This window comes from Pseudomonas sp. (assembly GCF_049653025.1).
Taxonomy (GTDB): domain Bacteria; phylum Pseudomonadota; class Gammaproteobacteria; order Pseudomonadales; family Pseudomonadaceae; genus Aquipseudomonas.
Map to the genome: position 1 here is coordinate 1 of NZ_JBASFM010000019.1, position 13,949 is coordinate 13,949.

The window sequence follows — 13,949 nt, forward strand, 5'->3', positions numbered from 1 at the left end:
CGCCGATGGTAGTGTGGGGTTTCCCCATGTGAGAGTAGGTCATCGTCAAGCACCTATACCAAAACCCCCGATCAGGAAACTGGTCGGGGGTTTTACTTTGTGCCGCGAAAAACAAACCCCGCACAGATGAGCCTTTGATAGGCAACTAAAGAACGCGTGGCTATCATGCATAGGTGCGCTTATAGCAGAGTCCTTCGAAATGGCCGGTCCACCACGAACATCCTCAGAGTCATTATCCTCACTTGAGATTGAGCAGCTGATCGCCTGTCACGAATGTGATTTGCTGATGCGCAAGCCATCGGCCGGGGCTGGCGAGCGAGTGGAATGCCCGCGCTGCGGTTATGAGCTCTATACCCATCGGCATCAGGTGGTGCGCCGTAGCCTGGCGTTGGTCATAGCCGCCTTACTGCTTTATGTCCCCGCGAATTTCTTGCCGATCATGCAGCTCAATCTGCTCGGTCAGGGCAGCAAGGATACGGTCTGGAGCGGCGTGCTAGGGCTCTACGACAGCGGTATGCAAGGCATCGCCGTGGTGGTGTTTCTCTGCAGCATGGCCGTGCCGTTACTCAAGCTGCTTTGTCAGCTGGCGGTGCTGCTGACGATCCGCTTTGACATTGGCCGTAGCTATGGCCTGCTGCTCTATCGGATTTATCAGCATCTGCGCGAGTGGGGAATGCTTGAGGTGTACTTGATGGGCATCCTGGTGGCGATCGTTAAGTTGATCGAGCTGGCGGATCTCAGTCTGGGTATTGGTTTGTTGTGTTTTATTGCGTTGCTTTTGGTGCAGGTTTGGTTGGAGGTGACGATGTCGCCTCATCAAATATGGGAAGCACTGTCAGGGGAGGGCGTGCATGCGGGCGATTGATGCGGGATTGCTGATTTGCCATGAGTGCCACCAACTCAATGCGCAGCAAATGGATGCCGGGAAGCAGTTCTGCACGCGTTGTGGTGGTCATCTGCATGACCGTCGACCGAACAGCTTGGTGCGCACTTGGGCGCTGTTGCTGACGGCGGCAATTCTGTACATCCCGGCGAATATGCTGCCGATCATGACGGTCAACTCCCTGGGCAAGGGGCAGTCCGACACCATCATGTCGGGCGTTATCGAGTTGGTGAACTACGGAATGCTGCCGATTGCCATTGTGGTATTCGTCGCCAGTATCCTGGTGCCGACCTTCAAGCTGATCGGTATTACCTTGCTGTTGTATTCGGTGCAGCGGCATCAACCGATGTCGGCGCGCCAGCGCATTCTGATGTACCGCTTTATTGAATGGATTGGGCGTTGGTCGATGCTCGATATCTTCGTCATTGCGATTCTGGTGGCTGTGGTCAACTTCGGTAGCTTGGCGAGTATTGAGCCAGGCTATGGAGCGACGGCATTTGCCAGTGTGGTGGTGCTGACGATGTTGGCGGCTTTGACCTTCGACCCGCGCTTGATTTGGGATAACACGGAACCGGATAACGACCATGAATGATTTGCCGATGGCCAAAACGCGTCCAGCTTCAAACTGGTCTGCTATCTGGGTGCTGCCGCTGATTGCCTTGTTGATCGGCGGCTGGTTGGGCTGGCGTGCCTACAACGATGCCGGGATTGTTATTGAAGTGAACTTCGCCAGTGGTGAAGGGCTCCAGGCGGGGAAGACGGAGGTGATCTTCAAGGGCATGCCGATCGGCAAGGTCACTGCTCTGGAGCTGGATGAGACGGGCTCGAAGCGTGGTGTGCGCGCTACCATCGAGATGGATAAGCGGGTCGCGCCGCACCTGCTCAGTAATACCCGTTTCTGGCTGGTCAAGCCCAGCGTGTCACTGGCTGGTATTACCGGGCTGGAGACATTGGTTTCTGGCAACTACATCAGTGCCAGCCCAGGCGATGGTGAGCCGACGCTGAAGTTCACGGCACTGACCGAGCCACCGCCGATGGCTGATGACACTCCGGGCCTGCACCTGACGCTCAAGGCCGAGCGTCTGGGCTCGTTGAACCGTGACAGTCCGGTGTTCTACAAGCAGATTCAGGTTGGCCGGGTAAAAAGTTATGCCCTGATGGAGGGGCAGAACCAGATTGAGGTCAAGGTGTTCATTCAGCCTGAGTTTGCCTCTCTGGTGCGCAAGCACACGCGTTTCTGGAATGCCAGCGGCGTGTCGATTGATGCCGGCCTGTCGGGGGTCAAGGTGCGTACCGAGTCGCTGGCCAGCATTGTTGCGGGGGGCATTGCGTTTGCCACCCCGGAGCACCGCCAAGACAGCCCTCCGACTGACCCGAGCTTGCCGTTCCGTTTATATGAAGATTTTGATGCGGCGCAAGCCGGTATCCGGATAACGCTGCAGTTGCAGGACTTCGAGGGGCTTGAGCCTGGCCGTACCCCGGTGATGTACAAGGGGATTCAGGTCGGACAGATGAAAACCTTCAAGGTCAGCGAGGATTTGAGCAGTGCCCGTATCGAGCTGATGCTGGATCCGCGTACCGAGGATTATCTGGTCGAGGGTACTGATTTCTGGATGGTCAAACCATCGATCTCCCTGGCCGGAATTACCGGTTTGGAGGCATTGGTCAAAGGCAATTACATTGCGCTTCGGCCTGGCGATAAGGGTAATGCCCCACTGCGTGACTTTGTTGCCAGGGCCAAGGCACCTCCGCTTGACCTCGGCGCTCCGGGTTTGCATCTGGTGTTGTTCAGCGATGCGCGCGGCTCGCTTGAGGTGGGTAGCCCGGTGCTGTTCCGTCAGGTCAAAGTGGGTTCGGTGCAGAGCTTCCAGCTGTCGCGCGATGATAAGCAGGTGGCTTTTGGTGTGCATATCGATCCTGAGTACGTCCATCTGGTGAACAGCAGCACGCGCTTCTGGAATGCCAGTGGCGTTACCTTCAAGGGTGGCTTGTCGGGTGTCGAGGTGAAGAGCGAGTCGCTGCAGACCTTGCTGTCGGGTGGTATCGCCTTTGAAACACCAAATCCCAATGCGCCCAAAGGCAGTAAGCGGGTCGAGCGCTTTACCCTCTATGGCAGCCAGGAAGTGGCCCTGCAGAAAGGTGTGGAGCTGACCATTCGCGTGCCCAGCGGCGATGGTTTGAGTCCGGGCACGGCGATTCGCTACAAGGGCCTGGATGTTGGCAAGATCGAAAACATCGAGCTGACGGATGATCTGCAAGCCGTGATCCTGCATGCCCGGGTGACCCAGGCTACTCAGCAGATCGCCCGGGTTGGCACGCAGTTCTGGGTGGTCAAGCCGGAGGTCAGCCTGACCCGTGCGGCCAACCTGGAGACCCTGGTCAGTGGCCAGTATCTGGATGTGCGGCCTTCGAGTAAGCCGGGGGCCGTACAACTCAGCTTTACCGCCAGCGAGTCGCCGCCCAAGGTCAATGTCAGCGAGCAAGGTTTGCGCCTGGTGTTGAGTGCAGCGCGGCGTGGCTCGATCAAGCCCGGCGTAGTGGTCAGTTACCGAGAAGTACCGGTGGGCAAGGTCACCGATTTCGAGCTCGGGCCTACCTCTGATCGCGTATTGATCCATATCCTGATCGAGCCTCGGTATGCCCCGCTGATACGTACGGGCAGCCGCTTCTGGAATGCCAGTGGCATCGGTGTGGATGCCGGGCTGTTCAGCGGGGTGAAGGTGCGTACCGAGTCGCTGGAGGCCTTGCTGGAAGGCGGCATCGCCTTCGCTTCACCGGACAACCCGCAGATGGGCGGGCCGGCGCAGCCGGGGCAGACCTTCGCCTTGTATGACGAGGTGAAGGAAGAGTGGTTGCACTGGGCGCCGAAGATCGCGCTGGAGAAATAACCAACAAGGGCCGCAATTGCGGCCCTTGTGCTTTGTGGCTGGGGTGATGCCAGCCTTAGGCGGGCTCTGCCGCTGCGGTTGTGGTTTCAGTCCTGCTCTTGGCACTGTCGCGGCGCTGGATATATTTCCAATCCGCTTCATCGATATAGATGCCATTCGGCCCGCTGCCACCTTCCAGGTCGATGGCTACATGGGCCGAGACCTGCGGCTTCACCGAGGCCAGGATCGGCACGAAGCCCAGCTGCAGGCTGGTTTCGATCAGCGCCTGCTGGTTCTTCTCGTCGATATCCGCCGCCTCGTCCAGGTAGTAGGGCAGGCGCACCTTGCCGGCCTGGTCGCGGTCCATCAGGTGCAGCAACAGGTACATATTGGTCAGCGCCTTGATGGTCATGGTGGTGCCGTTGGAGGCCGCGCCATCGATGTCGGTGTGGATCACCGGTTGGCCGTGCACCTTGGTGATCTCGAAGGCCAGTTCGAACAAGTCCTTCAATCCCAGCTGGTTGTGGTTGGCCGCCACCAGGCGTGCCAGGTACTCCTTGGCTTCCTCGTTCTTGCTGTCCTGCTCACCGCTCTGCTGCAGGTCGAACACCGACAGGGTTTCGCCTTCCTCGTACTGGCCGGCGCTGTGGATGATCTGATCAATATGCTTGAGCGCGTCCTTGTTCGGCGCGAGAACGATGCGGAAGCTCTCCAGGTTGGACACCTGGCGCTTGTTGATCTCGCGGTTGAACAGCGCCAACTGGTGTTCCAGGTTGTCGTAGTCGCTGCGGATATTGCGCAGGGTGCGAGCGATGTCGGTGACCGCCGCACGGCGCGCCTTGGCCAGGGTGATGGCTTCGTCCTGGCGGTGCGCGTAGGCGTTGACCAGCAGGTGCAGGCGGCGCTCGACATCATCTTCGCTGTCGAACTTGGCCACGCCTTTCAGGCGCACCTGGGCGTACAGCGCCTCGATCTGCCCGTCGATGCGTTGCAGGCCTTGCCAGGCATCCTGATAGTCATTGAGCAGCGGCAACAGGTTGTCCAGCGAGTCGTCGACTGGGTCGGTAAACGGCGTGCCAAACGGCAGGTCGGCCGGCAGCAGTTGCCGGCGACGCAGGGCGTCTTCCAGGGTGCGCTGTTTGGCTTCCAGATCGGCCAGTTGCCGGCCGACCAGTTGCAGCTTGGCGGAGAGTTGCTGCACGCGCTCGGTAAAGGCATCGGAGGCACGCTTGAGTTCATCCTGGGCGGCTTCCAGCTGTGCCAGCTGCTCCAGTTTGTCGCTCTCTTCCACGGCCAGGGTCTGGCTGCGGCGGAAATCTTCCAGGGCCTTCTGCGCATCCAGTACGGCCTGGTACAACTGCTCTGCCTGGGCTTTGCTCGCGGCGCGGTCGGAAGCCACGCTCTGCTGGGTTTTCAGCTGTTTGTATTCGCGGTCGAGGCGGTCCTTCTGGTCACGCAGCGCGGCGCGGTCGGCCAGGGCCTGCAGGGCCGGCGGCTCGATATGGCTGAGGTCGATGGTCAGCCCCGGCACCTCGAAGTGTTCGCCCTTGAATCCATCGAGAATGGCCTCCAGGGATTTGACCCAGGCATCGCCCTCGGCGACCTGAATGCCTTTTTCACCCAATGGTAGGCTGAACAGCTGGCCGTTAAACAGGCGCATCAGGCGGTCGACATCGGCCTGGGAAAACTCCTCGCGCAGGCGCGAGTAGCTGTTGTTGTCGGCGTGTTCGAGCTGTTGCTTGACCGATTTCAGGCGTTTTTCCAGATCGCGCAGGCGCTCATCGAGGTCTTCGGCGGAGAACTGCCGCGACTGCGCCAGGGCACCGGCCAATTCATCGTGGGCGTCCTTGGCCGCGAGCAGTTGCGCTTCCAGCACGCGTACGTCATCGACCAGGGCAAAGCGATTCTTCAATACGGACAGCTCGCCGAGCCAGCGCTGAATCTCGCTGATCTGGCGCTCCATACGCATCAGTTCGGCGGTGCCGCCGCGTTGTTCCTGTTGCAGGCCATCCTGCTCGCCCTGGTAATGCTCGGCCTGGATCACCAGTTCCTCGCGGCGCGCGCCGGCGTAGTCCTGCCAGGTGCCGAGCAGCGAGTCGAGCAGCGGCGAGAGGCGATGCAGCTTGCCGCGCAGTTGTTCGCGCTGGGCCACGCCGGCGGCCAGTGCCTCGATCAGCGGGCCGGCGGTAACCAGCGCCTGGTAGTCCTGCTCCATGCGCCGCACATCGCGGAAGGCTTCTTCGGTGGCGGCGATATAGTCGACGCTGCCGGAGCGCAGGCTGTGCTCGAAGGCATCGAGGAACAGCTGCTTAAGCTTGGCCGCGGTGATCTCGCGCATATGCAGCAGGTTGATAAACAGCGCGCGGAAGGTCTTCAGGCTCTGCTCGCTGGTGGAGCGCAACGGAATCAGGGTCAGGTCCAGCGGAATGCTGGTATGCCCGCCGACCAGCAGGCGGCGCAGCTCTTCGGGTTTCAGCTCGTAGGCCTTGATGCCCTCGCGCTCCAGGTTGTTGAACAGCTCGCGCTGACGCAGGCAGGTGCCGTTCTTCTGGTAGTGCTCAAGATCCAGGGTGCCCTGGTAGGCGAAGAACTGGTGGCCGAAGCCGCCGCCCGGGCCGCGCCCGGCTACGCCAATTACATGCGGGCCGTGGGGCAGGGCGACTTCGACGAGGATATAGCTGGTGTCGCTGGCGAAGTAGAACTTGCGCGACTGCTCCAGGCTGTACTTGCCGAAGCTCATATCCGACATGCGCGCCAGGATCGGGAACTGCAGGGCGTTGATCGAGGCGGATTTACCGAGGTTGTTGGCCCCGTAGACCGACAGCGGGTTCTCCAACGGGAACAGGCCGAGGCTGTAGCCGGCGGTATTCAATAGGGCGAAGCGGCGGATGCCGTAGCGTTCCTGGCTCATACGTCCATCTCCTGGGCGTCGCGTTCTTCGGCCATGGCGCGGGCCAGGGCGTCTTCTTCGGATTCGTCGGTGTCCGTTTCGGCGAGGCTGATGATTTCGTCTTCGGCCTCATCGTTGAGCAGTACCGGTGTCGGCAGCGGCAGGGCGCTGTGCAGCGTGGCGGCCAGATCGCGGTCCTGTTGCACGGAGAGGCACACATCGAGGAAGCGGTGCATCGGCGCGAGGAAGCGGTAGATGCCGTTGTCCTCGCTGGCAAAACCCAGCTGGGTCAGGCGGCGCATAACCTTTTCTTCCAGCTCATCCTGGGTGGTGACTTCGGCCTGGAGGAACAGGTCGCGGTACTTGTCCAGTAGCGCCGGCAGCTCATCGCGGCCGAGGCTGCCGCCATCCAGCACGGCCAGCGGGTCACGACCCTGGTCGGCGAGGTGTTCGACCAGGATAAAGGTGAACAACGCCAGGCGCTGGGCGGTCTTGTTGACCTGCGCGCCCATCTGCTCGGGGACGAAGTAGTAGAAACCACGGCTGTCGCACACCAACTCATAGCCGAGCGCCTTGAACAGCGCGCGATACGGATCCTGCAGATTGGACAGTTGCGCGTACAGCTCCGGGTCGCGGCGGCTGACGTGGTAGCCCTTGAACAGCTCGCGGAAGATCGGGGCCAGGAGGCTCAGTTCGGAAAGATCAAGATGCATGGGATTGGGTCTTCAGCAGGGTGAAGGAACTCAGGCTGAGCTGGTGTTCGGCGGTCAAATAATCACGGCGCTGCAAGCGCTCGCGCTGGAAGCGGGCGTCGCGCGACAGGCGCGAGAACCAGTAGAGCAATTCGTCGGTGGCACCCTCGGGTTCCTGTTCCAGCAGCCAGGCCATCAGGTCCGGCAGTGGCAGCGCCTGTTCGCAGCGCTCGAGCATCTCCCGCGCGGTGCGTGGTGCGCGCGGTGCTTCGCCCTTGCGTGTGGCGTGGGCCTTGGGAAATTGCGCTGGCTTGGGCTGGAAGCGTGCCAGGGCATAGACATAGGCCTCGACCTGGGAGGCGCTACCGAGAAAGGTGCTTTGCGGGCGGCTGAACAGCGGTAGCGAGGCTTGTGGCACCGCGTCCAGGCCTTTACGGCGGATCGCCGCCAGGGCCAGCGCCGCGCCACGGGTCACGGCGTTGTGTCGGCGCGCTTCTTCGCGCAGTGGCAGCAGCAGCTCGCGGGCCTTGCGCAGGGTCAGCTGGGCGGTGGTCTGCATTTCCAGGATGCGTGCGTGGGTACGTAGTAACAGGTCGTCGTCGACCAGTTGGCCGAGGCGCTGCTGTTCACCGAGCAGGCGCAGCAGCACGTGTTCGACGCGGTACACGCCCTGTTCGAAGGCACCGTCGGCGGCCACCAGCTGGATCATCGGCTCGACGTATTCGTCCCAGGTCGCCAGCACTTCGGCGTAGCGCTGGCGCAGCGGAATCTGCCGGTCGCTGGTCTTGGCCCGCTCTGCCACGGCGACCAGTGCCTGTTCGTCGTTGGCCAGCTTCTTCAGCACGTCGCGCACGCGCATATCCAGCAACCGCAGCTGGCGCGCCAAGTCGGCGGCGTCGCGCACCTCGAAGGCGTCCTTGATATAGCCGGCCAGGCGCTCCAGATGGCGCAGGTAGGCCTCGATCTCCAGGCACAGGCCCAGGCGGTGTTCACGGCGCAGGTAGGCGAGAAAATCGTGGATCTGCGCATTCAGCTCGAATCGATTCGGGCTCTTGGCCACCGGCACCAGGATATCCAGGCGAATCCACTGGTCGAGCAGGGCGGTGATGTCCACCGGGGTACTGTCCGGCAGCTGCGCGACGAGCTGGTTGCGCAGCTCGACCAGGCTCAGGGTGCCGGCATCGAAGCGCTCGCACAGCGGCTCGAGCAACGTCCAGTGTTCGGCAAGGGCGCGCAGTACGCGCTTGGGGTCAATCATCGGGGCATCCGCTCCGCGAGCTTTTCGCAAAAAACGCCGATTGTACTGCATGACACGGCCAAGGCTTGAGTGTCAGTCATCGTCTGCCCAGGCCCGCTCGGCGGTGTAACCCCTGGTGTGGTGATGGGTAACAGCGCCGGGCGGTTCGGGGCCGCGAGTGGGGCTGTTTCCAGGGTTTTTCTCGACTATGGGTCGGCCCGCTCAAGCGCTGGGCTTTTTATAGTGCTAATCAAGGCGTGGAGTCCGCAGGGCTCCGCCATTCCAATAAGAAAGACGGGGAATCAGCCATGCGTTCGACCCTTGGTTTTGCCAAAACTGCGCTTGCATTGATCTGTGCTGGGTTACTCAGCAGCACTGCTCACGCCAGGATGGTCGAACTGGAGGATCGCGAACTGTCGGAGGTGACCGGTCAGGCCTTTATCAACCTGACCACCGACAGCAATGCCGGGATCAACTACACCCGAGTTAATTTCGGCATGAATGTCGATACCCAGCTGAATATGAAGAAGCTGCAGCTGGGGCAGTACAACGACTCGGCTACCCGCCCGGGCGAGGCACTGGGTACCTCAGACCTGCTGATCAACAACTTCGCCTTGGGCACGGTTAACGCCGACGACACCATCAACCCGTTCAAGATCGCCAATCCTTTTTTGGAACTGGCTTATTCGGGCAACAAGGTGGTGGGGGTGCGTATAGGTTTTGGTGAGGCCAAGGGGATCCTGTCCGGGGATATCCAGAGTCTGACCGGGAATATTCCCATCAAAATCCAAGGTACAGCTGCGCCGGTATTCGATCAGGCCAGTGGCTGGGAGCAGTTTCTGCTAGGGATCGCCGGTGTCACGCGCAACACACGCCTAGAGGCTGATGCCACGCTGGTGCAGGGCAATGGCACGGCCGATCCGGTGCGCGCCACGTCCGCAGGTATGGTCAATGGGCAGACGCTGGGGTGTGTCAGTGGCTGCAATCTTGGCGGCCTGTCTGATGCATTACTTAGCCTGTTCGCTTCCAATGGTTGCCAGGTTCTGTCGCTGGCAACCTGTTTTCCACTGAGCAACTTCCAGTCCCTGCCTGTGGGCAATATGGCGGTTAATGACTCTGCCGCTACAGCTGCCATCGAGGGCGCGGCTAAGGGCTTCTTTATTTCCATGCAGACCCAGGATGTTGCCTGGCGTGACATGGATAACGCCACGCTGATCAATACCTTGAAAGGGGCCTTTATGAACCTGCCCAAGTACCGCGATGCCAACGGCAATATGGTGGCACCGATCAATATCGACTTCGATCAGGCATTCAATGGTATTCCCCGGCAGGACACCTGCCTGGGCACCGCCACGGCGGGGTGCTGAACATGCGTACGCTGAGTGCTGTTATCTCGTTGCTGCTGCTTTCGGGTGCTGTCCAGGCAGAGCTGCAAGCGTTGGATGATCAGGAGCTGTCAGCTGTTCAGGGGGCCGGTTTTGGCTTTGTACTGGACGGCATTCTGTTGGATGCCTCGGGTTCCACCATCACGGTCAATGACATCAATAACGGTTCCGGGCAGAACGTGCCGATCTCGGTGAAGGAGTTCTACCTGGGGGCGACCGGCAGTAATAAAGGCGCGAACCTCAATCCAGTGAATATCGGTCGTCTGGATCATCCATTCGAGGTGACCCTGGCTACCGGCGAGACCCTGCGCACCCTGCGTGATGACGGCCAGTGGGTGCAGACCACGCCGAACAATGTCACCGTGCTGGAGCTGAAGTTTCCTGAACGTTTGACTGGCGCGGGTGGACAGGCCTGCATCAATGGTTATGCCGGCGCGGGAAGCAACTGTTCCAGTCGGGTGTCTGAACGGGTCGATCTGGGTATTCGCTTCGACTTCCAGGTGGCCGCCGGGCGCACCGACATCATCAATCTCGATATCAGCGAGCTGGTCATGGACGGAACCTACCTGCGTCTGTGGGGCGATGACCCGCGCGGCCAGTTGGTCGGTGAGGCGCGGGTGAATATCTTCGCCAAGAGCCTGCAACTGATGTCCTGTGCCGCCGGTACGGCCAACTGCACCAGCGAGCAAGAGCAGGTGGCGCGCACCCTGACGCTGAGCAATGCCTACGCCAATATTTCCCTGGGTTATGGCAAAAGCCAACCACTGTTGTTCGATGTCAGCAGCAACGGTCAGTTCGTGCTGGAGTTGCCCAATCCGATCACCCGTGCAGCCAATGGCAGCGCGCGCCCGGCTGCCGAGCGCAATGCAATTGCAGCGGATTTCTACACCAATGCGCCGCGCACCAATATCGTCATCGATAACCTCAAGGCCGGCAGCGGCAGTTTCGCTACCGGTGGCTACAACTTTGGCTACAACGCTATCCAGGGTCTCAGCATCAACTACCTGAAGGTGACCAGCCGTGATCTCTAAACTCGGGTTGATAGTCGCAGTCGCGCTTGCTCTGCCGGCGCATGCCGAGATGCAGGCGCTGGATGATGCCACCCTGAGCAGCATGAACGGGCAGGGCGGGGTGTACCTGTCCGGCGAGCTCAGTATCAACAAGGATGGCGGGGTTCTGTGGAGCAAACCCGCCAGCAATGTGCCGAGTACCTGGACCGCCGGGCAACGCAGCTGCGCCACGGCCGGTGCCAGTACCGCGGAAAACTGCGGCATGCGCATGGCGATTCGCTCTGAAGCGGCGGGCGGTTGGTATGTGCTGGATAACCTCAAGGGCGTGTTCAGCTTTGAAGGGCTGACCCTACGTACTCGCACCATCAACAGCGGCTTCAATGGTGACGGTGCGACCTTCAATCAGGACGTGCTCGAGTTCGGCCTGCCCAAGGAAGTGAAGTTCAAGGAAGGCAGTTTTGCCTTCGGCGTGGCGAACCAGGGCGGCTGGCAGAACAAGGCGCTGAGCGTGGCCAATGGCGGTGATCCGACCTACCAGCAGACCAATATCTTCTCGGCGAAGATCGACGGCAGCATCCGCATGCAAGGCAACGTACTGATCTTTCCGCAGAATTGAGGAGCAGGGCCATGCACCGTCCGTCGCTGTTGTTGCTCGCACTCCTGAGTCCATTGGCGCAGGCCATGCAAGCCCTGGATGACCAGACCCTGTCGTCGGTCAGTGGGCGGGATGGCATCAGCCTGCAAACCAGTGGCGGCGGTTGGTCGGCCAGCAGCATCGATTACGGCCAGGACGGTCAGACCCTCAGCCTCAAGGGCGTCAAAAATACCCCGCAAACCGCTGGTAGTAGTTCGACCACCACTATCGATGTAGTGGGCGATCAGCTACAGGTGCAACACAGCGGTGCAGCGCAGATGCTGTCCATCGACAATATCGAGTTGGCCGGCAGCAGCAAGAGCTTCGGTGCTTTTCGCGCCTTCTACACCCTGGGTGGCAGCCTCAAGCTGAGTGGCGGCGGGGCCAGTGGCGTCAGTGGTTTCTCCGTGGATGACAGTCAGCTGTCGCTGAGCGCCGCCACCTTCTATTACCGCGACAATGGCTTCGATTTGATCGTTAACGGCCTGTCCTTCGACACCTACCTGAACAACGCTTACGTCGATATCGTCAGCGGTGGCAGTGGCCAGGAAATAAAACTGGATCTGGGTACTTCGCGCTTTGTCGGTGCGATTGCCGGCATCGGCCTCGACCTCGCACATGGCGACCCCACGCCAGGCGTGGCGGTTACCCCAGGCACCCCGGACCTGCGTGACGCCGATGCCGCGCGCAGTTTTGGCAAGCTCAATATGGACCTGCGCCTGGGCGGCAGTATCAGTATCGGCAGCGGTGGCGCGAGCGGCGAAGGGCTGCGCATCAAGCCCAATATCAGCATCGCCAACAGCCTGTTCCAGTATCGGGACGAAGGCGTGCTGCGTGCCGAGAACTTTGCCGGCAGCCTGATCAGCAACGCCGGCCTGACGTTGGACCTGGAACAGGACGGCGGTGGCAGCTATGCCAAGGTGGCGTTTCAGGACCTCAAGCTCAGCGCCACCCTGGGCGGCCTGATCATGGGCAACCCGACTAACCAGAAGCTCGGCAGCCTGGCCGTGGAGCTGAACTTTCTCGACCAGGGCGCGCGGCAGAACTGGTTGAAGCTGCGTCCGGGCGGCGATCCCAATTCGGGCCTGAAGGGCATCAGTGCGGACCTCAGCTGGAATATGCTCGACAGCTCGCTGTCGCTCACCGATAACGGCAACAGCATGTGGTTCAGCGGTTTGCGCACCCACGGTACAGGGCAGTTCAGTTTCGATCTGACCAAGAGCTGCGCGGCTGGAGCCAGTGCCAGTTGCTATGCCGGTACTAACAGCGACATGAACAGCGGTGGCTACAACGGCCACTTCGATGGCATCCGCCTGGGGCTGAAGAATGTCGTCGGCAGTTACAGCTTCGACGGCCTGCGCGTGGGCAATGCCAACTCGCCGCTGCAGGGCGGCACCGAGTTGCTGGTGCTGATGGAAATTTTCCCGGCCTACGATTTCACCCTCAATGGCCAGATCACCCTCAAGGCCGGTGGTGCGGTGGGCGATGGCCTGCGCTACAACGCCGACTTCTATGTCACCGAAGCCAATGCGGCGGTGACCGTGGATGAGAACGGCCGGGGCCTGTGGCTGTCCGGCAGCAGCTACGACATGCACTTTCGTGAAGGTTCGCTGGATATCAGCAACAACGGCGTTGAGCTGCGCAAGGGCACCTACTGGTCGAAACTGGATGTCGGCAATGTGCGCTGGGGCGATCGGCACACCGGCAGCAGCATCGGCCGCCTGGTGCTCAAGCGCTATGAGCAAGGCTCGACCATGGCAATCAGTTCGGGTGGGGCCGGCGCGCTCTGTGTCGGTGGCAGCGGTGCTTCGGCGGGAGCCTGTACGGCCAGCGGCGGGCGCTGGGAAAACCGGGGCGACGAAGGCATCTCGGTCAAGCTGAAGAACGTCTTCGTGCGTGACACCTCGGGCAACCCGGCCAATGCGGTGTCGAGCAACGAGAAGCGTAACCAGATCATTATCGAAACGGACCGGGTCAATGGTGTGAACGGCACCGGCAGCCAGCTGGTGGTGGATAACTTCCACACCTCGGACGGTAATGCGGCCAACCCGAATGCCAACAGCTATGGCTTCAACGTCGACCTCAACCTCGATGTAGCCCCGACCAAGGTCTGCACCAAAACCGCCTCCGGCTGCACGCCGGTGAGTCCCGACCCGCTGGGATTTGCGGTCAACGGTCGGGTGCATTTCAAGGAAGTGAATATCGACCGGATTCAGCACGTGCACCCCACCGGCGGTGCGGTGACCTCGATGTACGGGGTCAAGCTGCAGAACGCCGATATCCGCGCCAACCTCACCGCGACGCCCATCAACTAGCCGTCATGCCGCTGTAACCCCGGTCCGCCATCCTGC

The 13,949-nt window shown here is 60.9% G+C and carries 10 protein-coding genes; 7 read left to right on the top strand and 3 right to left on the bottom strand.

All coding sequences use genetic code 11. The annotated features are described in order from the left end of the window. The first annotated feature begins 199 nt into the window (after window positions 1–199). Genes WBK23_RS15900 through WBK23_RS15910 form a run of 3 tightly spaced genes read left to right on the top strand, consistent with a single transcriptional unit; the run spans window position 200 to window position 3,771 of the window. Window positions 200–865 (top strand): paraquat-inducible protein A, encoded by a 666-nt coding sequence (locus tag WBK23_RS15900; RefSeq protein WP_424484905.1) that lies wholly within the window; start codon window positions 200–202, stop codon window positions 863–865. Further along, window positions 852–1,475 carry a paraquat-inducible protein A gene (locus WBK23_RS15905; RefSeq protein ID WP_424484906.1) on the top strand — a complete coding sequence of 208 codons (624 nt, stop codon included), beginning with the start codon at window positions 852–854 and terminating at the stop codon, window positions 1,473–1,475. The genes WBK23_RS15900 and WBK23_RS15905 overlap by 14 nt, the downstream gene beginning before the upstream one ends. Beyond that, the gene (locus WBK23_RS15910) at window positions 1,468–3,771 is read left to right on the top strand and encodes an MlaD family protein (RefSeq protein ID WP_424484907.1); all 2,304 of its coding nucleotides are present in this window, start codon (window positions 1,468–1,470) and stop codon (window positions 3,769–3,771) included. Before WBK23_RS15905 ends, WBK23_RS15910 begins: the two co-directional genes overlap by 8 nt. A gap of 55 nt (window positions 3,772–3,826) precedes the next feature. Here the strand turns inward: WBK23_RS15910 and mksF are convergent, their stop codons facing one another. The 3 genes from mksF to mksB are packed head-to-tail and all read right to left on the bottom strand — an operon-like array spanning window position 3,827 to window position 8,590. Beyond that, window positions 3,827–6,661, bottom strand: coding sequence for an Mks condensin complex protein MksF (gene mksF, locus WBK23_RS15915; protein WP_424484908.1), 2,835 nt, complete (start codon window positions 6,659–6,661; stop codon window positions 3,827–3,829). Continuing rightward, the gene (mksE, locus tag WBK23_RS15920; protein WP_424484909.1) at window positions 6,658–7,353 is read right to left on the bottom strand and encodes an Mks condensin complex protein MksE; all 696 of its coding nucleotides are present in this window, start codon (window positions 7,351–7,353) and stop codon (window positions 6,658–6,660) included. The genes mksF and mksE overlap by 4 nt, the downstream gene beginning before the upstream one ends. Then, on the bottom strand, window positions 7,343–8,590 hold the full coding sequence (mksB, locus tag WBK23_RS15925; protein WP_424484910.1) for an Mks condensin complex protein MksB: 1,248 nt from the start codon (window positions 8,588–8,590) through the stop codon (window positions 7,343–7,345). Before mksB ends, mksE begins: the two co-directional genes overlap by 11 nt. Before the next feature lie 287 nt (window positions 8,591–8,877). On the opposite strand from mksB, the gene WBK23_RS15930 reads away from it, so the two are divergent. The 4 genes from WBK23_RS15930 to WBK23_RS15945 are packed head-to-tail and all read left to right on the top strand — an operon-like array spanning window position 8,878 to window position 13,913. Then, window positions 8,878–9,936 carry a DUF6160 family protein gene (locus WBK23_RS15930; protein ID WP_424484911.1) on the top strand — a complete coding sequence of 353 codons (1,059 nt, stop codon included), beginning with the start codon at window positions 8,878–8,880 and terminating at the stop codon, window positions 9,934–9,936. A gap of 2 nt (window positions 9,937–9,938) precedes the next feature. Then, window positions 9,939–10,985, top strand: coding sequence for a hypothetical protein (locus WBK23_RS15935; RefSeq protein ID WP_424484912.1), 1,047 nt, complete (start codon window positions 9,939–9,941; stop codon window positions 10,983–10,985). Further along, the gene (locus WBK23_RS15940; RefSeq protein WP_424484913.1) at window positions 10,975–11,580 is read left to right on the top strand and encodes a DUF6160 family protein; all 606 of its coding nucleotides are present in this window, start codon (window positions 10,975–10,977) and stop codon (window positions 11,578–11,580) included. Before WBK23_RS15935 ends, WBK23_RS15940 begins: the two co-directional genes overlap by 11 nt. An 11-nt stretch (window positions 11,581–11,591) precedes the next feature. Then, window positions 11,592–13,913 (top strand): DUF6160 family protein, encoded by a 2,322-nt coding sequence (locus WBK23_RS15945; RefSeq protein ID WP_424484914.1) that lies wholly within the window; start codon window positions 11,592–11,594, stop codon window positions 13,911–13,913. The last annotated feature ends 36 nt before the right edge of the window (window positions 13,914–13,949 follow it).